This window comes from Burkholderia ubonensis subsp. mesacidophila (genome assembly GCF_002097715.1).
Lineage (GTDB): Bacteria > Pseudomonadota > Gammaproteobacteria > Burkholderiales > Burkholderiaceae > Burkholderia > Burkholderia mesacidophila.
In genome coordinates this window covers 2012885-2036173 of sequence record NZ_CP020737.1, presented here as the reverse complement: position 1 = coordinate 2036173, position 23289 = coordinate 2012885, and the positions used below count along the sequence as shown (strand labels likewise).

General features: G+C 65.2%; 19 protein-coding genes. 10 read left to right on the top strand and 9 right to left on the bottom strand.

Annotated elements, in window-relative coordinates:
* Positions 1-35 precede the first annotated feature (35 nt).
* The 3 genes from B7P44_RS09560 to B7P44_RS09550 form a co-directional block, all read right to left on the bottom strand.
* Positions 36-593, bottom strand: coding sequence for a hypothetical protein (locus tag B7P44_RS09560; protein WP_088511432.1), 558 nt, complete (start codon positions 591-593; stop codon positions 36-38).
* An 87-nt stretch (positions 594-680) separates the two neighbouring features.
* Positions 681-1046 (bottom strand): hypothetical protein, encoded by a 366-nt coding sequence (locus B7P44_RS09555; protein ID WP_084903272.1) that lies wholly within the window; start codon positions 1044-1046, stop codon positions 681-683.
* 245 nt (positions 1047-1291) lie between these two features.
* Entirely contained in the window at positions 1292-2053 is a 762-nt protein-coding gene (locus B7P44_RS09550; protein WP_133118126.1) for a hypothetical protein, read from the bottom strand.
* A 148-nt stretch (positions 2054-2201) separates the two neighbouring features.
* Here B7P44_RS09550 and B7P44_RS09545 point away from each other — a divergent pair, with 148 nt between their 5' ends.
* The 3 genes from B7P44_RS09545 (at position 2202) to B7P44_RS09535 (ending at position 5661) form a co-directional block, all read left to right on the top strand.
* Entirely contained in the window at positions 2202-3638 is a 1437-nt protein-coding gene (locus B7P44_RS09545) for an aldehyde dehydrogenase family protein (protein WP_084903268.1), read from the top strand.
* 124 nt (positions 3639-3762) lie between these two features.
* Positions 3763-4953: an NAD(P)H-dependent flavin oxidoreductase gene (locus B7P44_RS09540; protein WP_084903265.1), complete on the top strand. Its 1191-nt coding sequence runs from the start codon at positions 3763-3765 to the stop codon at positions 4951-4953.
* A gap of 66 nt (positions 4954-5019) precedes the next feature.
* Positions 5020-5661, top strand: a complete 642-nt coding sequence (locus B7P44_RS09535) for an OmpW/AlkL family protein (RefSeq protein ID WP_084903262.1) — start codon at positions 5020-5022, stop codon at positions 5659-5661.
* Positions 5662-5736: 75 nt separating this feature from the next.
* On the opposite strand, the gene B7P44_RS09530 is transcribed toward B7P44_RS09535, so the two are convergent.
* The 4 genes from B7P44_RS09530 to B7P44_RS09515 form a co-directional block, all read right to left on the bottom strand.
* Positions 5737-8253: a fimbria/pilus outer membrane usher protein gene (locus B7P44_RS09530; RefSeq protein ID WP_084903260.1), complete on the bottom strand. Its 2517-nt coding sequence runs from the start codon at positions 8251-8253 to the stop codon at positions 5737-5739.
* Positions 8234-8974 (bottom strand): fimbria/pilus chaperone family protein, encoded by a 741-nt coding sequence (locus B7P44_RS09525; protein ID WP_084903257.1) that lies wholly within the window; start codon positions 8972-8974, stop codon positions 8234-8236. Before B7P44_RS09525 ends, B7P44_RS09530 begins: the two co-directional genes overlap by 20 nt.
* Positions 8975-9089: 115 nt before the next feature.
* Positions 9090-9755, bottom strand: coding sequence for a DUF1120 domain-containing protein (locus B7P44_RS09520; RefSeq protein WP_231716603.1), 666 nt, complete (start codon positions 9753-9755; stop codon positions 9090-9092).
* Positions 9756-10390: 635 nt separating this feature from the next.
* Entirely contained in the window at positions 10391-10594 is a 204-nt protein-coding gene (locus B7P44_RS09515; RefSeq protein ID WP_059234082.1) for a DUF1289 domain-containing protein, read from the bottom strand.
* 120 nt (positions 10595-10714) lie between these two features.
* On the opposite strand from B7P44_RS09515, the gene B7P44_RS36240 reads away from it, so the two are divergent.
* The 5 genes from B7P44_RS36240 (at position 10715) to B7P44_RS09495 (ending at position 15201) form a co-directional block, all read left to right on the top strand.
* Entirely contained in the window at positions 10715-10993 is a 279-nt protein-coding gene (locus tag B7P44_RS36240; RefSeq protein WP_133118125.1) for a hypothetical protein, read from the top strand.
* 107 nt (positions 10994-11100) lie between these two features.
* A complete protein-coding gene (locus B7P44_RS09510) occupies positions 11101-12195 on the top strand; it encodes a polyamine ABC transporter substrate-binding protein (RefSeq protein ID WP_084906565.1) in 1095 nt (364 codons plus the stop codon).
* Between the two features lie 92 nt (positions 12196-12287).
* Positions 12288-13448: an ABC transporter ATP-binding protein gene (locus tag B7P44_RS09505; protein WP_084903250.1), complete on the top strand. Its 1161-nt coding sequence runs from the start codon at positions 12288-12290 to the stop codon at positions 13446-13448.
* A complete protein-coding gene (locus B7P44_RS09500) occupies positions 13445-14374 on the top strand; it encodes an ABC transporter permease subunit (protein WP_084903248.1) in 930 nt (309 codons plus the stop codon). The genes B7P44_RS09505 and B7P44_RS09500 overlap by 4 nt, the downstream gene beginning before the upstream one ends.
* Positions 14371-15201 (top strand): ABC transporter permease subunit, encoded by an 831-nt coding sequence (locus B7P44_RS09495; protein ID WP_084903246.1) that lies wholly within the window; start codon positions 14371-14373, stop codon positions 15199-15201. The genes B7P44_RS09500 and B7P44_RS09495 overlap by 4 nt, the downstream gene beginning before the upstream one ends.
* Before the next feature lie 95 nt (positions 15202-15296).
* On the opposite strand, the gene B7P44_RS09490 is transcribed toward B7P44_RS09495, so the two are convergent.
* The gene (locus B7P44_RS09490) at positions 15297-16904 is read right to left on the bottom strand and encodes a DUF3472 domain-containing protein (RefSeq protein WP_162296962.1); all 1608 of its coding nucleotides are present in this window, start codon (positions 16902-16904) and stop codon (positions 15297-15299) included.
* A gap of 572 nt (positions 16905-17476) precedes the next feature.
* Between B7P44_RS09490 and B7P44_RS09485 the strand changes: the two genes are divergently transcribed.
* Together B7P44_RS09485 and B7P44_RS09480 are read left to right on the top strand one after the other, a co-directional pair.
* Positions 17477-21361, top strand: coding sequence for a type VI secretion system Vgr family protein (locus B7P44_RS09485; RefSeq protein WP_084906561.1), 3885 nt, complete (start codon positions 17477-17479; stop codon positions 21359-21361).
* 1 nt (position 21362) lies between these two features.
* Positions 21363-22232: a hypothetical protein gene (locus B7P44_RS09480; protein ID WP_084906563.1), complete on the top strand. Its 870-nt coding sequence runs from the start codon at positions 21363-21365 to the stop codon at positions 22230-22232.
* A 250-nt stretch (positions 22233-22482) separates the two neighbouring features.
* Here the strand turns inward: B7P44_RS09480 and B7P44_RS09475 are convergent, their stop codons facing one another.
* Positions 22483-23289 carry a sulfite exporter TauE/SafE family protein gene (locus B7P44_RS09475; RefSeq protein WP_084903241.1) on the bottom strand — a complete coding sequence of 269 codons (807 nt, stop codon included), beginning with the start codon at positions 23287-23289 and terminating at the stop codon, positions 22483-22485.

Here is a 23289-nt window from a genome sequence, read left to right as displayed (position 1 = left end):
CCGTCGCGCCGACCGGCGGGCAAGTCAGGCCGCCATCACTCGACCGGCTCGATCGGCAGCGGACACGTGCCGGCAACGCGCAACCGCGTGCCGGTCCATTCGTAAAAGAAGCGGGCCGCCTTCGCGTTGCCGTGGTCGCAGTCGTCGTCGAAGCAGCCGGAGACGATCAGCAACCTGCTGTCGGCCCGGAAATCGAGCCGCTCGTCGCCGTTGCCCATGACCCCCGAGATCTCCTGCACGCCGGGCATCGTGTAGGTGGTTCCCGTGTACTTGTCGATGATCGCGAAGTTCCGGCAGTCGGTTCCGCAACCCCATCTGACGACGCGGTAGTGACCGGCAAAATTGGCGGGTTGCGTGAACTCTTCTCGAATGACGGTGCGGTAGAGGCGGGCTACCTTGCTGCGCAGCCGGGGTGCGTCGGGCAGCGCGTGCGGCGCGCGCACGGCGCGTGCCGGATACCGGTCGAACGACGGCGACGGGCATGCGCTGACGGGCGCCGCCGCGAGCGGAACCGCCGGGGTGGCCGCGCCGGCGGAAGCGGCAAGCACGGCGAAGGCGCCGGCCAGCAGCAGAAGTCGGTATGGGCGCGTCACGCGATCATCCTTGCATGTTCGAGGTTCGGTTGGGCCGCAGGCACGGCGCCCGGGCATCGATCCGTGCGCCCCATATCCACCTTGTCGTCAATCCGCCAGCCGCTGATCCGCGAGCGCCTTGCAGCAGTCGTCGTACACCCATTGCACGAGCCGCGCCTGATAGTTCAGGTCGTCGGTGTCGACGATCTCCTCGACCGCGTCGCGCGCCCAGGCCGCGTCGACGAAGCCGGCATGGCGTTTCGCGATGTCCTGCGCGAGCGCGGACAGCTTCGCGATCGCCAGCCAGTCGGCGACGCGGTGGTGGCGGTCGAGCCAGCGGTGCGCGGCCTGAACCTGGAACGCGGAATCCGGCCATGCCTCATTGAGGTAGTACGCGCCGAGATTGCCGCAGGTGAGCCAGCAGAGGAGCTCCAGGCGGTCGTGCGAGCCGAGGGTGGGACGGGCGTCGGTCATGGCAGCGCTCACGAAAAGCGTCAGTTCCGGGTGGCGGCCGGGCGCAAGGCACCGGTGCCGATACTAAAAACATAGCACGATGCGGACCATGCCGCGCACCCGGGCGGATGCGGAGGCTGCAGTGACGAAGTCGGTGAGGCGTCGAGGGGGGCGTGCGGGCGGCGAGTCGAATGCCCGGGAACGGGGCGGCGGGGCGCAGCGGCAGCCGCCGCGGCGCGGGTCCTGTACGGGCGGCCCCTACGGACTTATCGCGTCGCGCGCGTCTCGGCCGCAATCGAGCGGATGCTGCGCTCGACCCGGATCAGGATGATCAGCACGGCGAGCGAGACGAACGAGTACAGCGCGATCAGCGCAGCGGCGCCGGCGAAGCGCGCGGTCTGCGCGTTCTCGACAGCCGCTTCGTCGGCCGCCTTCTTCTCGTTCTCGAGCGCGGTTCGTTTCGCACCGTAGCGCTCGCCAAAGTCCCGCATGATCGCCGACACGACCTCGTTGTACGTTTCCTCGCGCGCGGTTTCGTCGCCGTGCGCGGCGACCTTCTGTTTAACGCCGGCCGCAACGTCCTGGCGCGACAGCACCTTGTCGAGATAGCTGGCCTGCTGCTCGAAATAGGTGATGGGCAGTGGGTCGTCCCGCTCGAGGGCCTGCTCGAACGACGGTTCATACACGTCGCGTTCGACCGTGTAGTTGGGCGAGACGACCGCGCGGCCGTGCTTTTGCACGATGCCGCTCAGTTGCGCCGACAGGCGCGCGGCAGGCGAGCCGTTGTCGGTTTTCGCGGCCGGGGCGTCGTCCGGCGCCTTCGACGGCGACTGCGCGCCGGATTCCCATGCAAACGACGCCGGGTCGATCTGGACGTTGGAATCGATCTTCGGCGCCTTCGACAGCTGCGCGTCGAGGCCGATCACGCCGAACACGACGCCGCCGGCCAGCACCGCGGTCGCGAACAGCAGCACGATCACGCGCAGCACCTGAAGATAACCACCCTCGATTTTGGTCAGAATGCTCAAGGCATCTTCCTTTTTTATGATGAATGAGGCGCCAGAGGCTAAAACCCTTTCTAATGGCTGTCAATCGAAAGAAGGGCGACGATGCGGGCGCGTCGGCCGGCGAGCGCGACACTCGCTAAAATGGCCGCTTCCAAGGAGACGGAACACGATGAAAACCTACGACCAGTTCTATATCGACGGCGCGTGGCGCCAACCGGCGGGCGCCGGCACGATCGACGTGATCGACTCGGGCACCGAGGCCGTGATCGGCCGGATTCCGGAAGGGCAGCCGGCCGACGCGCAGGCGGCGATCCGCGCCGCGCGCGCCGCGTTCGACGGCTGGGCCGCGACCCCGCCCGCGACCCGCGCCGCGTATCTGCGCAAGATCGCCGAGCATCTGCAGGCGCGCAGCGAGGAGCTCGCCCAGTCGATCACGGGTGAAGTCGGCATGCCGATCAAGCTATCGCGCGCGATCCAGGTCGGCGGGCCGATCTACAACTGGAACGCGTATGCGAAGCTCGCGGAGTCGTTCGGGTTCGACGCGCAAGTGGGCAATTCGCTCGTGGTGCGCGAGCCGGTCGGCGTCGTCGCGGCGATCACGCCGTGGAACTACCCGCTCAACCAGATCACGCTGAAGGTCGCGCCGGCGCTCGCGGCCGGCTGCACGGTGGTCCTCAAGCCGTCCGAAGTCGCGCCGCTCAACGCGTTCATGCTCGCCGAGGCGATCGATGCCGCCGGGCTGCCGGCCGGCGTATTCAACCTCGTGTGCGGCTACGGGCCCGTCGTCGGCGAAGTGCTCGCGACCGATCCCGACGTCGACATGGTGTCGTTCACCGGCTCGACGCGCGCGGGCAAGCGCGTGGCCGAGCTGGCCGCCGCGAGCGTCAAGCGCGTCGCGCTCGAGCTGGGCGGCAAGTCGGCGTCGGTGATCCTCGACGATGCCGACTTCGCGGCGGCGGTGAAGGGCACGGTCAACGCGTGCTACCTGAACGCCGGGCAGACCTGTTCCGCGCATACGCGGATGCTCGTGCCGCAAGCGCGCTACGACGAGGCGCGCGCGCTGGCGAAGACCGCGGCCGAAGCGTATGTCGCGGGCGACCCGCGGCAGGATGCGACGCGTCTCGGCGCGCTCGCGTCGGCTGCGCAGCAGCAGCGCGTGCAGTCGTACATCCAGCGCGGCATCGACGAAGGCGCCGAGCTCGTGACGGGCGGCGTCGGCCTGCCGGACGGCATCGAGAAGGGCTTCTTCGTGAAGCCGACCGTGTTCGGCCGCGTCGATCCGAAATCGACGATCGCGCAGGAGGAAATCTTCGGGCCGGTGCTGTCGATCATCACGTATCGCGACGAGGAGGAAGCGATCCGCATCGCGAACGACTCGCCGTACGGCCTCGGCGGCGCGGTATGGGCGGGCAGCGACGAGCGCGCGCTGCGCGTCGCGCGGCGCATGCGCACCGGGCAGGTCGACATCAACGGCGGCGCATGGAACATGGCCGCGCCGTTCGGCGGCTTTAAGCAGTCGGGCCACGGGCGCGAGAACGGCGTCTACGGACTCGAGGAATACCTCGAATACAAGTCGATGCAGCTGAAGCCGGCGAAGCCGGCCTGAGCGGCCCGCCGCGCGATTCCCGACACGGCACGCGTCGCGCGTGCCGTTTTTTCTTGACGCGGCTCAAGGTGCGCATCGGCGATTCGTCGATCATCGCAGTTTCGATGGATCGACGAGGTACCCGATGTCCGCACGCACTTCCTTCCCGCCGCTCGTGATACGCGGTCGTTCGCTGCTGCCGATCGTGCAAGGCGGCATGGGCGTCGGCGTGTCCGCGCATCGCCTCGCAGGCAGCGTCGCGCGCGAAGGCGCGCTCGGCACGATCGCGAGCATCGACCTGCGGCATCACCATGCGGACCTGCTCGCGCGCTGCCGCGCGCAACCGGATCGCGCCACGCTCGAGGCCGCGAATCTCGAGGCGCTCGCGCGCGAGATCCGTCTCGCGAAGACCTATGGCGAAGGGCGCGGAATGATCGCCGTCAACGTGATGAAGGCGGTCAGCGCGCATGCGGACTACGTGCGCGTCGCTTGCGACGAGGGCGCGGACGCGATCGTGATGGGCGCGGGCCTGCCGCTCGACCTGCCGGACCTGACGCACGGCCGCGACATCGCGCTGGTCCCGATCCTGTCGGACAGCCGCGGCATCGCGCTCGTGCTGAAGAAGTGGATGAAGAAGGGCCGGCTGCCGGACGCGATCGTGATCGAGCATCCCGCGCACGCGGGCGGCCATCTCGGCGTCACGCAGCTCGAAGACATGCACGACGCGCGCTTCGATTTCGCGCGCGTGCTCGACGAGACCACGCAGGTGATCGCGTCGCTCGGCCTCGAGCGCGAGCGGATTCCGCTGATCGTCGCCGGCGGGATCAACAGTCACGACGCGGTGCGCGATGCGCTTGCCGCCGGCGCGAACGGCGTGCAGATCGGCACGCCGTTCGCGGTGACCGAGGAAGGCGACGCCCACCCGAATTTCAAGCGCGTGCTCGCCGACGCGAGCCCCGACGACATCGTCGAGTTCGTCAGCGTGACGGGCCTGCCGGCGCGCGCGGTGAAGACGCCGTGGCTCGAGCGCTACCTGCGCAACGAGACGCGCATCCGCGAGAAGCTCGGCGCGCTGAAGCTGCGCTGTCCGACCGCGCTCGAATGCCTGAGCGTGTGCGGGCTGCGCGACGGCATCGAGAAGTTCGGGCACTTCTGCATCGATACGCGCCTCGCGGCCGCGTTGCGCGGCGACGTCGCGAACGGGCTGTTCTTCCGCGGCCGCGAAGCGCTGCCGTTCGGCCGTGCGATCCGCAGCGTGCGCGACCTGCTCGACCTGCTGCTCACGGGCAGCGCGGGCGAGCCTGCGACAAACCGCCCGGCGTTTACGCTGGCTTGACGAACATCAAGACGCACCCAAGACCCTGACGGCAGAATGGATTCCGTTCTTTGGGGGTCCATACAGATGCATAAAATGATTCAAAAATTTGTTACCGCCGCGGCATGCGCTGCGAGTCTTGCCGCGATGCCGTCGGTGTCGCACGCAGCATCGCAGGGCGACGGCATTTACCAGGGCGATTTTCTGGCCCGCCTGCGCGCGATCAGCATTCAGCCGAACGAGCGCGGCAGCGACACGCTGGGTACGATCAACGTCGGCGTGAAGAACGCGATCGTGCCGGAGCTCGATTTCACGTACATGATTCGCGACTACCTGGGCGTCGAACTGATTCTCGGCACGTCGCGGCACCAGATGACGTCGAATCTCGGCAACCTCGGCGGCGTGAACGTGCTGCCGCCGACGCTGCTGTTGCAATACCACTTCAACCATGCCGGCAAGGTGCGTCCGTATGTCGGCGCGGGCCTGAACTACACGTACTTCTACAACAACGGCCTCAACGTCGGCGGGCAGGGCGTGTCGATCGAGAAGAGCAGCTTCGGCCCGGCGCTGCAGTTCGGCGTCGACGTGCAGGTGACGAAGAAGGTGTTCGTCAACGTCGACGTGAAGAAGATCTGGATGAGCACCGACGCGACGCTCGGCGACAAGTCGATCGGCACGCTGCACATCGATCCGTTGATCGTCGGCGTGGGCGTCGGGATGAAGTTCTGATCGCGCGACTGACGCGACAGACGCAATAGAACAGAGTTGGGGTTGGCGGCACGGCGGTATGCGTGCCGCTTTTTTTTATGTGCTGCCCGTGGCGGGATCGGGCGATGACGCACAGCGCGCGTCGGCCCGTTCGTAGTAGCGCGTCGCGACGGGCGGCACGTCCGGCAGCGCGAACGTCAGGCGGCAGCGCTTCCCGTTCGGCAATGCGATCCGCAGCGGCTTGGTCAGTTGGGCGCCCGTGAGCAGCAACTTGCCTTCGCCTGCGGTGACGGTCACGAACCGGTCGCCGTCGTCGATGACGGTCGACAGCGTCGGCAGCAACGCGCCGTTCGCTTGCGTTACGGTCAGCAACACGCGTCGCGTTTGCTCGACGGCAAATTCGATGCGGCTGACCGAGCCGCGTCCGGCTTCGACGGTCTGCAGGCCATTCTTCAGGTCGAGGTTGCGCGGCAGGCTTTTCGTGTTGACCCGAATGAACGTCAGCGCGTATGCGGGCAGCGATGCGATGACGGCTCGGCCGCGCCGACCGGTCCAGACCGGGCCGGACGGCGTCGCGAGTTCGATGCCGGCGCGATCGCCGACGCTGGCGAGCGCAAACGTGTCGCGAATCTCGTACGGCGACAGCATGCCGACGCCATCGAGCAGGGCGACCGCGCCGCGCAGATTGACACCGATTGTCGAACGGCCGGCGCCGTAGAGGCTGGCGTTCAGGGTCGCACGCGCATGGCTTGGCGTGGCGCTGACAGTCGCGCGTATCGACGGCGAACGGATCGCGGTGTCGTAGTCGGCCGCGACGCTGTAGCTGCCGGTGCGGCCGAACGTGTCGGAATAGCGGGCGCCGGAGCGCAGCGAGTCGCCGGTGACGTTCGCGTATGCGCTGACGCTGCGCTTGCCGATCGGCACGGTCACGCCGACGTAGACCTGGGTGCCGCCCGCGCCGCGGGTGCCGAGCGTACGGTTCACGTTCAGCGCAATCGATCCGAGCCCGAACGGACGGGTCCACGTGCCGGCGACGCGTTGCATGTCGGGGCCGTCGAATACCCAGACACGCGTGTAATCGAGCGACAGCATGCCGAGCGCGCGATCGTGCCAGCCGAGCGCGGCAGCGAATTGCGTGTGCGACGGCGGCGTGAATGCGTCCATCGAGAGGACGGCATCGGTCAGCTCCCGGTATCCGGACGTGCGCCGTGCAAACGACACGCTGGCGCTCAGCGCCGTGTCGCGGTTGCTCGCCACGGTGACACGGGCCTGGGTGCCGCGTCGACCGGCGGCACGGCTGATGTCGATGCCGACGGCCGCATCGATGCCGGCAAGCGGGACGAATTCGACGCTCGCAGCGCCAGACTGCAAGGGCGACGACACCAGGATGCCGGCGTTCAGCCGGGCGCGTTGCCGGATCTGCCAGCCGTGGGTGGCGGTCGCGAGCCATGGGGCCTGCGCGTATCCGTCGTTCTGCAGGCGGCCGACCGCGATCGCCAGCCCTTGCGCGGCGGCGAGCCCGGCGCTGGACAGAGACGATCCCGGCACGATGAAATGCTGCGCGTCGCCCGTTGCCTCGACGATCGTCACGTCAAGATCCGCAGTGCCGCTGACGAGCGGCAGATCGCCCAGCGCAAAAGGGCCGGGCGGCAACTGCGACGTATGAATCAGCACGCCGAGCTGGCGCACCTCGACGCGCGCCTGCGTACGCGCGATCCCGGTCACCCGTGCGCCCGTCCCGGGCGCGACAGCAAGCGCTTCGTCGGGAAACGTCTGCAGGCCGAACATCCGGCCGGTCGCGAACAGCGTCGAGCGCGGGACGATCTGCCCCGCCTGCAACGTCGTGCCGTGCGACGCGAACGTGCGCTGCGCGTAGGCCGCCTGATGGTTGACGCCAACGTGCCCGTCCACGACCGTGACGATCTGGCTGCTGCGGACGATCCAGTCCGACGCGTTGAACCCGGCTTCGGTCGTGGCCTGCCAGTAATGCGATGTGCCGGCGGGATTGCGCGTCGTCGTCGCGAGCAGGTCGTAGTTGACGAGCCCCGCGAAGCCGCCGCGCTCGAACGCGCCGGGCGTGCGCCGGGTCGCAGCGAGCGCGTCGGCCGGCACGACGAGGTCGATGGCGCCGTCGGCCGGGCGCAGCGTGACGATCGTCTGCGGATGGAAGCGCCGGTAGTCGTAGCATGGGGTCGCGTCGGGACTCGTGGCCGGCGCGACCGCGTCGCGGAACTCATCGGGGACGACGAGGCCGGCCGCATGCAGCAGGGCGGGCGTGGCACACAGGTTTCCGTTGTCGTCGAACCGCGCATCGGCGCGACCGGCGCGCCTGCCGTTGACCGTCAGCCTGACGGACGCGGTGCCGGGCGCGAAGCGTGGCGCGTGCTCGAAGTAGCGGGCGGCCGTGGCGTCGATGCGGTGCTCGCGCAGCGCGCCCGTATCGAATTCGAGCGCGTCGGGCGGGGCGCCGCCGGCGCCGGAGGTTGCGGCGCATGGCGTGCTGCCTGCGGCGATGTACAGCCCGAACGCAAGCAGTACGTCCCGGTTACGAGCGGCGCCCGCCGTTGCAGGTCCGGAAACGGCAGCGCGGCGCTTACCGGCGCGTGACCGCACCGGCCGTACCGAGGTCGAGCGGCGCGTCGTAGTGGTCGACCGAGTAGCCATAGACCGTGGCGGGAAACAGGCGGACGCGCTCGGGCATCGCGGCAGCGCCGCTGGCGAACGCGATCCGGCGTGCCTGTCCGGCCAGCACGTAGGGCGCCGGCAACGACACGATCTGCTGCGTCGGCAGCAACTGCACTTTCTGTTCGAGGCGCACCACGTAGCGGCTGTCGTTGCGCACGACCAGTTCGCCGCCCTCGATCGACCACTTCAGCAACTCCCACGGCGCATCGTTGCGCGCGAGGTCGCGCGGCTGGACCAGGACGGGCAGGTTCTGGCGAAGGATCGTCCGGATCTCGTTCCGGCCCTGGCGCTTCGGTGGAATGCCGGAGAACGTCACGCGGGCGAGGCGCTGCGTTGCGAGCGGTTCGTTTCCGGCGAGTACGAACCGGACGAGTTGCACGGCGCCGCGTTCGACACGCGCGACCGGGGGCGTCACGATGACGAGCTCGGCCTGGTCTTCGGGAATGGGCTCGATCGTCGTATGAAGGAGCGTCGGCTGGTTGTCGGTGTTTCTGACCGAGATCGTTCCTTCGCCATCGGCCTCGTCGACGATCACCACGGACGTATCGGGCACGACGCCCATTCCGTGTACGGCGTTCGCGCCGATCAGGCAACCGAGGAGAGGGACGAACAACGACAACCGCAGGGAATGGATCGCAGGAGATTTCATGGATTCGGCTATCTGTTGGCGCAAGCGTGCGTTGCGCCGCCGCTTCGTCGAAGCGGCGGCGCAGTCAACGCCTGTCAGGCGATAAAGACAATCGACGGAAAGAGGCGTACCGGAATTACAGGTACACGAGCGAGACGGTCGCGAGGCCGTCGAGATTGATTTCCTGGCTCATGTCGAGATTCGACGTCTTGTCGATGGCGGCCTGCACGTCGAGCGTGCCGGTGAAGACCTTCGCCGCGATCGGCACCAACTGGCCTTTCGTTGCCCAGGACTCGTAGCCTCCGGTCTTGTCGGCGATCCCGTTGGACGCGACCCAGGTGGTGCCGCTGGTCTTCGAAAAAATCGAATCGACAGCCACGCCATCTGCCTGGAACGTGTTTTTCCTGAACCGGAATGCAAAGGCGCCGATGTTCTTGCCGCCGGCCGTGCCGAGACCGAATTGCGTGCCGGTTGAGTTGGATGTGCCGAAGAAATTGATACTGCCGGAGAATGCGCCAGTGCCGGCGCGATTGTCCTGCGCCGTCAGTGCGACGCGGGCGGCAGCGTCGCAGGTGATCGTGATCGAATCCGAACGGACCGCGAGCAGCGTGGGCTCGGTCGGGCTGAGTTCGGCCGCGCCGATGAGTCCGTAATCGAACGTGCCGCCACCGGCGAGCGTCGGCGTGCAGGCGCCGGGCTTGATCTTGCCGGTGACCTTGATGTCGAACGAGTCGGCGAACGCGGATGTGCTGCACATCGCGAGCAGGCCCGCAGTCACGAGGCCGGACATTTTGTTCGTCATATTAATAACTTTCATCTGAACGGGTTCCAGGTAATAAGCCGGAATTCCGAATTTGATTCGGGTGATCCGGATTTTTGACTAATGGAGGGAAATTCGCCCGCCGATATTTCCGGTGAGCGAGGTGGAATTTATCAATTAGATTCTGGAATTGAAATCGGACATGTACAAATTTTCACGACTTTTTTATGGAATCTGAAATTTCTATTTGTGAAAATAATTGGGTTTGTCTTGGGGTAACTGGTGGTTTGATCGTTACGAATGTCAAATGAAATATTTTTCAGCTTCAATAAAGATAAAGCGGTATGGATTCGATCTCGGTGGACGATGTCGAAGATCGGGCGTGACGCGGCCTTGACATGTCGGTCGGCAATCGCCGGTCGGAATTGCCGACGCGCGGCGTCATGCCGGCCATGGCGTTTGCCGGCGGCGGGAAGGTGGAAGGGAAGCGGATGTCGCCGTGTTTGTCGCGTTGGGGGCGGGTGGCGACGCAAGCAGGGAACCGGGCGGGGCGTGTGGCCAACGCCGTGGCTGCGCGCGATACGCAGCGTTCAGTCGGCCGACGAGCGGCTCGCACGCGGACAGGTGGAACCCGGCCGTGTGCATCGCGTCGGCATGTGCCGGCGCGAGAAGAATGATTACAGCTTGTCGTACTGGAAGCGCATCGCCGTGCCTTCGCGCGTGATGCGTTCCCACACCGCGTGTTTTTCGTCGTCGCTCAGGAACACCCAGTTCGAGACTTCGGCGGCTGTGCGGCCGCAGCCCTTGCAGACTTCGTCGAAGAGGGTCGAGCACACGCCGATGCAGGGGCTGTCGGGCAGGTCGTGGAGATTGGAGGCCATCGGAGGGGGGCGCAGTGGAATCGTCAGGTCATCATTTTAATGCATCGGGCCGGGTGGCCTGGCGGGTGCGGCCGGCATGCTGTCCCGGTACGTCGTCGTGACAGTGCGGCCAAGCGGTCGATGACGGGCCACGGCCAACAGCGGGCCGGCCCTGGCGGCTGGGGCCGGGTGCGCGAGGCGCGTCGCGATTTCACCGGTGAAACGGCAGCGTGCGCCGCCGCCGGGCAAGCCGCCCGTCCGGCGCTCGACGGCGGTTTCGCCACCGCCTGTTTTTCCAGGTGGACAGCCGCCGATTACCCGATAGAATTTCCCTCGGAATGCCCCGCCGCACGGGCGGCCGGATCGGCCGGCGGCGGGAATCTGTTCCGTTTGCGCGACACCGGCATGATTTTTTTGTGACGGAGCGCGAATGATGGTAGTTTTCGGGGTTTTCGAGGGGCGGAGCGCCAGAATGCGCCGCCATGACGAGGCAGCCGGACAAGCGGTCCGGCCGGAGGGAGAACGGGATGAAAGCAAAGGTAGTGGGCCGGTTCGCGGCGCTCGCGCTGTGCGTGGGCGCATCGGCGGCGGCGGCGAAGGATACGCAGCTCAATGTCTACAACTGGTCGGACTACATTGCGAAGGACACGATCCCGAACTTCGAGAAGCAGACGGGCGTCAAGGTCCGCTACGACAACTACGACAGCGACGACACGCTGCAGGCGAAGCTGCTGACCGGCAGCTCGGGCTACGACATCGTCGTGCCGACCAGCAACTACGCCGGCAAGCAGATCGCGGCCGGCATCTTCGCGCCGCTCGACAAGTCGAAGCTGCCGAACCTCAAGTATCTCGATCCCCAACTGATGGCGCTCGTCGCGGGCGCGGACCCGGGCAACAAGTTCGCGGTGCCCTGGGCGTACGGCACGACCGGCCTCGCGTACAACGTGAACAAGGCCCAGCAGATCCTCGGCAAGGTGCCGCTCGACAACTGGGACATCCTGTTCAAGCCGGAAAACATCTCGAAGCTGAAGGCGTGCGGCGTGTCGGTGCTCGACGCGCCCGACCAGATGTTCGCGGCGACGCTGCACTACATCGGCAAGGATCCGATGAGCACGAACCCGGCCGACTACAAGGCCGCGATGGAAGTGCTGAAGAAGATCCGCCCGTACATCACGCAATTCAACTCGTCGGGCTACATCAACGACCTGGTCGGCGGCGACCTCTGCTTCGCGTTCGGCTGGTCGGGCGACGTCGTGATCGCGAAGCATCGCGCGATGGAAGCGAAGAAGCCTTACAAGGTCGAGTACTACATCCCGAAGGGCGGCGCGCCGGTCTGGTTCGACGTGATGGCGATCCCGAAGGATGCGAAGAACAAGGAAGCCGCGCTGTCGTGGATCAACTACATCGAGGACCCGAAGGTTCACGCGGCGATCACGAACGCGGTGTACTACCCGAGCGCGAACGCCGAGGCGCGCAAGTACGTGCGGCCTGACGTCGCGAACGATCCGGCCGTCTACCCGCCGGCCGACGTCGTGAAGACGCTGTTCCTGCTCAAGCCGCTGCCGCCGGAAATCCAGCGTCTGCAGACGCGTCTGTGGACCGAGCTGAAATCGGGACGCTGACGCCAAGCGTGCCGGAGTCGCACATGCAGTCATGAAGCCCCTGGTGCCCCCGGGGGCTTTGTTCGTCAAACGCAGGAGAGAAGCAGCACATCATGAATAGCCAGTCGAGTGCGCCGGTTGCGAGCGCGCCGTCCTTCGTTTCCTCGTCCGGCGCCGGTCCGCGCGCCGAGAACTTTGTCCAGATCATCGACGTCGTCAAGAAATTCGGCGAGACCGAAGCGGTGCGCAGCGTCAACCTGACGGTGCGCAAAGGCGAGCTGTTCGCGCTGCTCGGCAGCTCGGGCTGCGGCAAGTCGACGCTGTTGCGGATGCTCGCCGGCCTCGAGACGGTCACGTCGGGCAAGATCCTGATCGACGGCGAGGACCTCGCGCAGATGCCGCCGTACAAGCGGCCCGTGAACATGATGTTCCAGTCGTATGCGCTGTTCCCGCACATGACGGTCGAAGCGAACGTCGCGTTCGGCCTGAAGCAGGAAGGCGTGCCGAAGGCCGAGCTGAAGGAGCGCGTGCATGCGGCGCTCGAGCTCGTGCAGATGGGCAAGTTCGCGAAGCGCAAGCCGCACCAGCTGTCGGGCGGCCAGCAGCAGCGCGTCGCGCTCGCGCGCTCGCTCGTCAAGCGCCCGAAGCTGCTGCTGCTCGACGAGCCGATGTCGGCGCTCGACAAGCAGATCCGCCAGCGCACGCAGATCGAGCTCGTCAACATCCTCAACAAGGTCGGCGTCACCTGCATCATGGTTACGCACGACCAGGAAGAGGCGATGACGATGGCGAACCGGCTCGCGGTGATGAGCGAAGGCCAGATCGTCCAGATCGGCTCGCCGAACGAGGTCTACGAGTATCCGAACACGCGCTTCTCGGCCGAGTTCATCGGCTCGACCAACCTGTTCGACGGCGTCACCGTCGAGGACGAGCCCGATCACGTGTTCATCGAGTCGCCGGGCCTGCCGTGCCGGCTGTACGTGAACCACGGCATCACCGGCCCGCTCGGCATGCCGGTCACGGTGTCGGTGCGCCCCGAGCGCATCGCGCTGACGCGCAAGCCGCCCGAAGGCGCGTTCAACTGGGCGCACGGCCGGATCTCGAACGTCGCGTACATGGGCGGGTATTCGCTGTATCACGTGAAGCTCGACGGCGGCAAGACCGTGATCGCGAACGTGTCGAGCCTCGCGATCTCGGAGCTCGAGACGCCGGCGCTCGGCGACGAGATCTACGTGCGCTGGAGCGCATCGGCGGGCGTGGTGCTGACCTCATGATCGCGCTCAAGTCCCTGCTCAACTGGCCGGTGAGGCGCTTCAACCTGACCGGCCGCACCGCGGTCGTCGCCGGCCCGTTCACGTGGCTCGTGCTGTTCTTCCTCGTGCCGTTCGTGCTGGTCGTCAAGATCAGCTTCGCGGAGCTGCAGCTCGGCATCCCGCCGTACTCGGAGCTCACGACGTACGCCGACGGCATCGTGCACATCGCGCTGAACCTGTCGCACTACGCGTTCCTGCTGACCGACAGCCTGTACTTCGCGACCTACGTGAACTCGGTGCTGGTCGCCGCGATCACGACGCTGCTGTGCCTGCTGATCGGCTATCCGATGGCGTACTACATCGCGCGCTCGAACCCGGCGACCCGCAACCTCCTGATGATGGCGGTGATGCTGCCGTTCTGGACGTCGTTCCTGATCCGCGTGTACGCGTGGATCGGCATCCTGAAGAACAACGGGCTCCTGAACAACTTCCTGATGTGGATCGGCCTGATCCATACGCCGATCGAGCTGTACCGCACGAACTACGCGGTCTACATCGGGATGGTGTATTCGTACCTGCCGTTCCTCGTGATGCCGCTCTATGCGCACCTCGTGAAGATGGACCTGCGCCTGCTCGAGGCCGCGTACGACCTCGGCGCCAAGCCGTGGAAGGCGTTCGTGCAGATCACGCTGCCGCTGTCGAAGAACGGGATCATCGCGGGCTGCCTGCTGGTGTTCATCCCGGCGGTCGGCGAATACGTGATTCCGGAGCTGCTCGGCGGCGCGGACACGCTGATGATCGGCCGCGTGATGTGGAACGAGTTCTTCAACAACGCCGACTGGCCGATGGCGTCCGCGGTGACGGTGGCGATGGTGCTGCTGCTGCTCGTGCCGATGGCGATGTTCCAGCGTTTCCAGGCGAAGGAGCAGGAGGGCCGCCGTCGATGAAGCCGAATCGTTTCCTGCAGTTCGCGGCGCTCTTTGCCGGTTTTGCGTTCCTGTACATCCCGATCGTCAGCCTGATCGTCTATTCGTTCAACGAGTCGAAGCTCGTCACGGTCTGGTCGGGCTTCTCGTTCCGCTGGTACTCGGCGCTCGTCGGCGACGACGAGCTGCTGACTGCCGCGTGGCTGTCGCTGAAGATCGGCCTCATGACCGCCACCGCGTCGGTGGTGATCGGCACGTGGGCGGGCTTCGTGCTCGCGCGGATGGGGCGTTTCCGCGGTTTCGCGCTGTTCAGCGGGATGATCAACGCGCCGCTCGTGATTCCGGAAGTGATCCAGGGGATCTCGCTGCTGCTGCTGTTCATCGAGCTGGGCAAGTGGATCGGCTGGCCGGCCGAGCGCGGCATCTTCACGATCTGGCTCGGCCACGTGATGCTGTGCATCTCGTACGTCGCGATCATCGTGCAGTCGCGCGTGCGCGAGCTCGACCCGTCGCTCGAGGAGGCTGCGCTCGATCTCGGCGCGACGCCGCTCAAGGTGTTCTTCGCGGTCACGCTGCCGCTGATCTCGCAGGCGCTGATCGCCGGCTGGCTGCTGTCGTTCACGCTGTCGATCGACGACCTCGTGCTGTCGGCGTTCCTGTCGGGCCCCGGCTCGACGACGCTGCCGCTCGTGGTGTTCTCGCGCGTGCGGCTCGGCCTGAATCCGGAGATGAACGCGCTCGCGACGCTGCTGATCGTCGCGGTGACGGCCGGCGTCGTGATCGCGAACTTCGTGATGCTGCGCCAGGAGCGGCGCAGGATGACGGCGGCAGCGGCGGCGATGGCCTGACGCCGTTTCGCCCGACGCCACGCAAAACGCCCGGTGCCGACGACGAGTCGGGCCGGGCGTTTTCTTTTGCGCCGCCGTGCGGCGCGCCGCTTGGGTCAGTACGCGAAGCTCTTGCCCGGCGTCGTCCAGACGGCCGTGGCCGCCGTGCACGGCTGGAGGCCGAGCATGCTGCCGGCCGGCGCGAGGCAGCGGCCCGACGGCAGCGACACGAGCTGCGCGGCGCCCGGCTGCGGGCCCGCCGTCACCTGCCATTGCTGGTCCGCTTCGCCGGCCACGCAGGTGCGCAGCGACGCGCCGCCGGCCGCGCCCGGCGCTGGCGCGGTCAGGCAGTAGCTGGACTTGGTCTGCAGCGTGCCGTCGCCGGCGGCGACCCACAGCTGCGAATTGAAGTGCGTGCCGCCCGATGCGCGCACCGACGCGAGCGTCGGGCACGCGGCGAGCGCCGCGGGGCTGCCGTCGCGCAGGCCGCTCGTGGCCGTCAGGCATGCGCCGTTCGCCTTGACGAGACCGGCCGCCGATTGCTGCGGGCCGCCGATCAGCGTCGCGACGCCGTTCGACGCCGACGCGTTCGCGTAGATCGCGGGGCAGGTCTTGTTGACCGTCACCGACGGGGCCGGCACCGTCACCGCATTGCCGAGCGTGTCGTACGCGCGCACGCCGAACCGCGCGTTCGTGTACGCGACCGACGCGCAGCTCGTGCGGCTCGAATTCCAGTCGAAGTACTCCACCCACTGGCTGATCGACGAGACCGGCACCTGCGTCTGCGTCGTGCCGACGTAGATGCTGCCGATGTCGAAGCTGTCGCCGGTCGTGCCGTTCGTCACGTCGGTCACGTTGCTCTTGAACCAGCCGGGACCCTGGGTCGTGTCCGGCGTGATGCGGAACCGGTACGTGTGGCCCGCCTGCCAGTCGTAGCGGTAGCGGCACTGCGCACCCGCGCTGCCGTCCGTCGCCGAGCCGCTGACCGTGCAGTAGCTGCCGGCGCCGATGCCGGCGCTCGCGGGGGTGCCGGGCTTCGCGGCGGTCGCGCCCCACAGGCTGAACAGGAATTGCTTGCCGACGCCTTCGGTGGCCGACACCAGTTCGGTCGACTGCAGGCCCGTGTAGCCGTGCAGCGAATTGACCTGGTTCGACCAGAACACGTTCGAGTTCGGGCCGGGGTCGGTCTGCGGCGTGATGAACAGGTCGAGGATCGCGACGCTGCGCACCGTCGACGGGAACCACGTATTGCTGTACAGCCCCGGCGTCGCGCCGAGGAAGCCCTTGAGCGTCGGCGCGGTGCTGGCCGACAGCGTCGCGAGGTTTGGAGCGGCGCTGGCCGCGATGCTGAAGCTGCGCGCGCCCGGCGGCGGCAGGGACGAGACGGGCGGCACATGGGTCGTGAACGTGAACGTGCAGGCGCCGCCGGCCGGCACCGTCGCGCCGGAGAGCGTGACCGCGGCGTCGTTGGCGGTGAGCGTGCCGCCGCACGCGCTCGTCAGGCCGTCCGCCGTGAAGCCGGCGGGCATGTCGATCACGAGGCCGGCGGCGGCCGGCGCAGTGCCGGTGTTGGCGAGTTGCAGCGTCGCCTTGTCGGTTCCGCCGACGGAAGGCGAGAGACTGGCGAGGGTCAGCGTGGCGGTGTAGGCGGATGCGGCGACGGCGCTGAGCGGAGCGAACATCAATGCGGCGAGTGCCGCGCGACGGACGGGCGGAATGTGCATGGCCGGATTCCTGGCTTGTTGTTGGATGGCATGAGACATGGGTAGCCGACGCGCATGCCGCGCGAGGGCGCGGGCGCGTCGCGGCAAGTATGACCATCTCCGCATTTTTGCGATAGCGACGATTGCTGCTGCGGTGGCCCGAAGCCGGAAATGAACGTATGTGCGAACAGCGCGACGCCATGTCACGCGCGCCGACAATAGTGTCGAATTGTCAAAAGTCCTGGTTTGGTCCTAGTTTGCCGGCGGGGGATGGGCGCCGCGCGAATCCGCTTCACAAAAGCTGACTCCCGATAGCCAAGTGAAATTGAGGAGAAATTCGCTCGTCAAATGGCTGTCGATATCCTCGCGTCCTTCTTTTTAGACAGCCGGATTTGGAATTCAGGAGAATACGCAAAATCCTAGATCATGCTGAAAATTTAGGATAAAACAAAATTTACAATTGTTATTGTTAAATTTATTTATCACTATTTTAATATAATCATCTCAATAATTGCGCGGCATTTCCGGTCGAGGTAAAAGAACGCTTTCATTCCTCGCAAGAGTCGTTGATGAAAAACGAACAAGGCCGTGACATGGTCCGTTTGGGCGACGCGACCCACCCCGGTGGCAACGTCATATTGACGCTAGCTCAGTCGCGTACGCTGTCGATTTCCGGCGCGGCACTGCCGGCCTATGGCGTCGACGGGTTGCCGGTATTCGTTCCGGTGCGATTGCGGGGGAGAGAAACGATCGGTCGCATCGACGAATGTCGTTATCGGGTTACGCTGCGAATCGATGACGCCTATACATTCTCGCCGAGCCGGACGGCCGACATCAAACTCGACAGGATGGTTGGCACCGAAGCGACCGTATTGATCCAGCTTGAAGGCAAGCCGGGCCTTGCAGGCCATGCCGGACTCGGCAACATCGGCGTGGACACACGCGAAATCACGGGGCTGATCGAGGCGGCACGGCTTGCCGGTCAGGATCGTCATTCGATCCTGTATGAGCTGGAACTACGTCCGTGGCTTTATCGGGCAACATTGACGCAAGACTGCCGTCTGTTTCAGGATATGAGCGTGGTCGAGATTACCGACGCGGTACTTGCAAAATATCCGTACCTGGTCGACAAGCGTCTGGCCGGCGTATCTCGCGGAATCTACCCGAAGCGGGACTTGCAGCGTCAGGCGTTTGAGACGGACTGGGCATTCCTGCAACGCCTATGGGAAGAATGGGGCATCTGGTGGTGGTTCGAGCACGACGGCGGCTACCATCGCCTCGTGCTGTGCGACACGATGGGCGGCCACCACCCGCATGGCGACGCCTACGAAACGCTGCGCTATCTCCCGCCGGACGGCAAGCGTATCGACGAGGAGCACATTCATGCGCTGTCGGTGACAAGCCGGCTCACGTCTGGACGCGTCACCGTGACGGACTACGATTACACGCGTCCGCATGCGAATCTGGCCGCTACCGAGGAGAACCCACGCGGAACCGCGAGCGCGGACGGCGAGATCTACGGCTGGGGCGACTACAGTCAGCCGCTGGCCGGCGCGCAGGGTATTGCGTACCAGCCCAACGATACCGATGTGGAAGCGCGCCATTTCGCACGCGTACAGCTCGAGGCGAAGCATTGTGCGGGACTACGCGCCAACGGGCGCGGCAACCTGCGCGGGCTGACGGTGGGCCGCACTTTTGCGTTGACGGGCTACCCGCAGCAGTCGGCTAACCGGGAATACGTCGTGGTGTCGTCCACGCTCGACATCGAGGAAGTGGGAGACCGCACGGGAACCGGGCAGACCTATCGCGCCGAAGCGCAGTTTGAACTGCTGCCGGCAAACGAACCGTTCCGGCTCGCGAGAAGCGTGCGGAAACCGCGCCTGTCCGGCCCGGAGAAGGCCATAGTCGTCGGCCCGGCCGGACAGGCGGTCTGGACGGACCAATACGGCCGGGTCAAGGTGCAGTTCGGGTGGGATCGTCTGGGCAAGCTGGACGAGCATTCCGGAATCTGGCTTCGCGTGCTGTCGCCGTGGCAAGGCATTGATATGGGGGCGACGTTCCTCCCGCGCGTCGGTCACGAGGTCGCTGTGGAGCACTACTACGGCGACCCGGATTTGCCCGTGATCGTCGGCAGCGCCGTGAATGCGTTCCACCAACCGGCGCTGGACCTGCCGGACAACCTGGCGGTAACGGTGCTGCGCGGCCGGGAGTTTCAAGGCACCGCGTCCGGCCATGTGGCGATCGACGATACGCAGGGACAAATCCAGACGCAGATCGCGAGCGATGCAGGTGCGTCTCAACTCAGTCTCGGGAATATCCGGCGCATTGTGAGGAAGAAAGGCCGCACGGATGCGCGCGGCAAGGGCTTCGAGCTGCGCACGGATTTTTGGGGTGTGGTGCGGGCGTTGAGGGGCCTGTTCGTCACGACGGACGGCCGAGCCGGCGGCCCCGGCCACGCAAAGGATGCGCGCGAGGCGGTCGGCCGGCTCACGCAAGCGCGCGAGTTGCAAGAGAGTCTGTCCGGGTTGGCGCAACGGCACGAGGCGCAGCAGCAGGACGCTGACCAGAGCGACGTTGTGAAGGCCATCAAGGCGCGCAACGATGCGATTCGGGGAAAGCCGTCCGATGGAGAACAAGATTTTCCGGAATTGGCGGAAGCCGACATAGTGCTGTCGGCGGCGGCTGGAATCAGCCTCGCGGCGGAACGAAGCGCCCATATCGCGAGTAACGAGGATGTCGCCGTGACGAGCGGCCGGCATGTTGGTCTGGCGGTCGGCCGGTCGTTGTTTGCGAGCGTGGCGAACCGGTTTTCGTTGTTCGTACACAAGGCGGGGATGAAGCTGATTGCCGCCGCCGGCAAGGTGCGCATCGAAGCGCAGACCAATGGCATCGACATGACGGCCAAGCAAGCGATCACGATCACGAGCACGACCGACCGCATTCATCTCCATGCAGCGAAGGAGATCGTGCTGCACGCCGGCAGTACGGAAGTGCGCATCAGCGAACGGGGCTACGTGGTGCGCACGGCCGGCGAACACACGGTCTATGCAGGCAGTCATCAGACCGACGCTCCCCAGACGCGGCCCATGCGCTTGCCGGTCACGTCAGACAATCCGGGACAGTTTGCCGCGCACTTTGTGTTGATGGAACACGCCAGCGGCTTCGCGCTGCCGCAGCAGCCTTACCGGATCACGCTCGATAACGGACGCGTGATCGAGGGGGTGAGTAACGAGCGTGGTGAAACGTCGCTGGTTACCGACCATGACGTGACGTTTGGGACGGTAGAACTGCTGGCGGCAAGCGACCCGGACAAGGTGATTGCGGTCAATCATGCGGCGATCGTGCGCGACAACACGACGCCCTATACCGCCACGGCACCGAATGCCGACAAACGGACCGCGAAGATCAGGGGCAAGACGGCGAGCACGCCGGAACAGGGGGCAACGTCTGAGAATCAACAACCTACGTTCGCGACTTGCGACCCGCTTAACTTCGGGCTGCGCTTCCATCACTTCATCAACGGGGCCAAGCAGAGCGATGTGAATGAGAATCGGCCGCGCAACGATGTCGTGTATCCGGTGACGAAGGCCTATACGGCGGCGATCAAGGCGGCACTCAAGAGCATTCCGTGGAGTCAGTTCAACACGGTACGCGGTGGAATCTCAAGTGGATTGAAAGACAAGATTGTCGACACGGTTGGTGGAATATTGAGTGCGGCGTTAGCCTCTGGGCCATTTGGTTTGCCCAAAGGCAATGTTAATGATGCGATGCAGTCAAACGGAGCGATGCCGCGCATTGATATTGTCAACGCGCAGCAAGGGCAAGCCCAATACAACATGCGTCCCGACGTCAGTGCGTCATTTGTCCAAAGCAGCTGGGTCATAGCCATTCAAGAGACAGAGATCGCAAAAATTATTGCGGTTGTGGGTGACATAGGGGCGTTGGACGGTCGGCTGAAATCCTTTGCTGACCTGCTTTACCATGAGGCGCGACACTGCCAGCAGGCTTTCTGGATGATGGCGTTGCTGCGACAACACAGTGGCGACTACGCCATGCTCTCGCAAATCCACGCCGTTTATCAGCGCTATACCAAGGAGGAAATTTATGATGCAACCGAAAAAAACAATCTCCCAAACGATAGCCGGGTTCTGGTTGGATTGCATCGAATGCTGACGTTTCACTACTACTGGATGATTTCGCATTTGCAGAGTCAGATAGGTGGAACCTATGTGACACCGGATATTCCGGTCGCACAAGCCGAGGTGTGCAAATTGCTCAACGTGTCGCCCGAGACGGCAGCAAAAATGGTGAGTTTCGAAGAAGGCTACCGGAGCCAGTTACATGAAGAAGATGCCTATGCGTGTGCGGATGTGGTGCAGTCTTATTGGGACCGTTCTGATCGTGCTTTCGTGCACAATCCCGGCACATGCACACACAAGTATGTCGATGCCCTCAGAGCCGTTGGCGCAAGGAGTTGAGATGCAAAATCAAGCGGAAGAACAGCGTGCGATGGTGCGCAGCATGCTGAAAACGGCGATGGGGATCCTACGCGATGATAAACCATTCGATCCTGAAAACACAGTCTTCGGACGGATGTGCGCGGCAAAGTCACATCTTCCTGCAGAGGGAAAACTTTACCGTTATGCCAATCCAGTGTTACCTGACGCGAGAATTGAATTTTCCACTGGAGATGATCCGGAAGATTTCAGTGCTGATCGCTCCAAGGTGAATATCGTCCCGGCGGGCGTGACGATTCGGTTAAGCCCGATGCTCGCTGGCCTACCCGACACGGAAATCAAGGAATTGCTTCAACTGGATGACTATTGGGTCGATTCAAACGGAAGTCGTCACTATGAAAACGAGATACCAGGGCGTCATCCTCAAACCCCAAATTTGCAAAGTTTCCGTTATCGAAATATGGACACTCGCGGCAGTAAATTTCCTATCAATGTCACACTCTTCTACGCAAATCCGCTGGACGGATCATTTCCGCCGATGCTGGCCGAAATTGCGATAAGGCGCGCCTATAAGATTTTGACGCCCGAAGAACGCAAGCAACGCCGCCTTGAAGAGCGGCAAGCAAAGCGCCAGAAATACGGGGAGATGAACCTGTGCACGGGCATGCTCTGCCCCGAAACCGGCTTATGGCAGGGATACACCAAGACCTCTAGCCCGAATCGCTTGGTGGTCCGGAAAGGGCAAAGATTTCCTATGATCCGCACGTTGACGCATCAGGATGAACACGAACAACGGCGGCACAGCGAGCTCGTAGCAGGCCAGTGGATGTGGTTGAGGGGGGAGTCCGGGGATCCAACATGGTGGATGACTGACCCGGAATCTGAATCATGAGCCGCAAGGGGAACGCTTTCGAAGAGTCTCTAGATCCTCCGTAAGCCGCTCCCCTTTTGGAGTATCAGCAGCAGAACTTGGGTTGACAGGCGTGTTCTCCGGCCGACTGCACGCGGCGCTGGGCATGCATACCCACTCGGCGCAGTGCGTGTGAGTATCAGAGTGCGCCGGGGGTATTTTTCGGATGGGATTCTTCGTCCCTTTTATTGGTGAGGATAGGCGCCGGCAATTCGGAAGCCGCCGCCTCCGCTCACGCACCAAACACCGCCTTCGCAAGCAGCCCGAGCGCGACGCACACGAGCGCGGCCGCGAACCCGACCTGCACGTGGCGCGCGGACAGGAAGCGCGACACGCCGCGGCCGGCCGCCATCCCGAGCGCGGTGGTCGCGGTGAACCACAGCGTCACGTCGAGCGGCGCGTGCGTGCCGGCGGCGAGCGTCGCGAACACGCCGCCTGTGCCGACCAGCGCGATCACCATCAGCGACGTCGCGACGATCCCGTGCATCGACACGTCGGTGAACTTGCGCAGCATCGGCACGATCACGAAGCCGCCGCCGACGCCGAGCAGGCCCGTCATGAGGCCGGTCACCGCGCCGGTCGACGCGAGCGCGAGACCGGCCGGCCACGACCAGAGGAGCCGCCCGGTGTCGGGGTTCACGCGGCCGACGCACAGCGGCGAAGCCTGAGCGGCGCCGTGCGGCGTGCGCAGCGCCTGCCGCAGCAGCCGGCCGGCGACGACCAGCATCGTCGCCGCGAACAACGCGAGCAGCACGCGTTGCGGCAGCACGTGCGCGAGCCGCACGCCGAGCGTCGTGAGCGGCACGCCGGCCGCGGCCATCAGGAACGCCGCGCGATAGCGCACGAGGCCGCGGCGAAAGCCTTCGAGCGCGCCGAGCGCGGCGCTGCCGGCGACCGCGACGAGCGCGACCGGCGTAGCCTGCTGCATCGGCCAGCCCATCCCGACGACGAGCGCGGGCACGGCGAGAATGCCGCCGCCCGCGCCCGTGAGCCCGAGCACGGCGCCGACGATGCCGCCCAGCACGAGAGAAATCAGCAT

Coding starts and splice junctions, on each gene's coding strand:
- B7P44_RS09520 (WP_231716603.1), bottom strand. CDS start 9,755: ATGACGAACAAAATGTCCGGCCTCGTGACTGCGGGCCTGCTCGCGATG.
- B7P44_RS09545 (WP_084903268.1), top strand. CDS start 2,202: ATGAAAACCTACGACCAGTTCTATATCGACGGCGCGTGGCGCCAACCG.
- B7P44_RS36240 (WP_133118125.1), top strand. CDS start 10,715: ATGACGGGCCACGGCCAACAGCGGGCCGGCCCTGGCGGCTGGGGCCGG.
- B7P44_RS09490 (WP_162296962.1), bottom strand. CDS start 16,904: ATGCACATTCCGCCCGTCCGTCGCGCGGCACTCGCCGCATTGATGTTC.
- B7P44_RS09500 (WP_084903248.1), top strand. CDS start 13,445: ATGATCGCGCTCAAGTCCCTGCTCAACTGGCCGGTGAGGCGCTTCAAC.
- B7P44_RS09540 (WP_084903265.1), top strand. CDS start 3,763: ATGTCCGCACGCACTTCCTTCCCGCCGCTCGTGATACGCGGTCGTTCG.
- B7P44_RS09495 (WP_084903246.1), top strand. CDS start 14,371: ATGAAGCCGAATCGTTTCCTGCAGTTCGCGGCGCTCTTTGCCGGTTTT.
- B7P44_RS09515 (WP_059234082.1), bottom strand. CDS start 10,594: ATGGCCTCCAATCTCCACGACCTGCCCGACAGCCCCTGCATCGGCGTG.
- B7P44_RS09475 (WP_084903241.1), bottom strand. CDS start 23,289: ATGCTGATTTCTCTCGTGCTGGGCGGCATCGTCGGCGCCGTGCTCGGG.
- B7P44_RS09480 (WP_084906563.1), top strand. CDS start 21,363: ATGCAAAATCAAGCGGAAGAACAGCGTGCGATGGTGCGCAGCATGCTG.
- B7P44_RS09555 (WP_084903272.1), bottom strand. CDS start 1,046: ATGACCGACGCCCGTCCCACCCTCGGCTCGCACGACCGCCTGGAGCTC.
- B7P44_RS09525 (WP_084903257.1), bottom strand. CDS start 8,974: ATGAAATCTCCTGCGATCCATTCCCTGCGGTTGTCGTTGTTCGTCCCT.
- B7P44_RS09485 (WP_084906561.1), top strand. CDS start 17,477: ATGGTCCGTTTGGGCGACGCGACCCACCCCGGTGGCAACGTCATATTG.
- B7P44_RS09535 (WP_084903262.1), top strand. CDS start 5,020: ATGCATAAAATGATTCAAAAATTTGTTACCGCCGCGGCATGCGCTGCG.
- B7P44_RS09510 (WP_084906565.1), top strand. CDS start 11,101: ATGAAAGCAAAGGTAGTGGGCCGGTTCGCGGCGCTCGCGCTGTGCGTG.
- B7P44_RS09505 (WP_084903250.1), top strand. CDS start 12,288: ATGAATAGCCAGTCGAGTGCGCCGGTTGCGAGCGCGCCGTCCTTCGTT.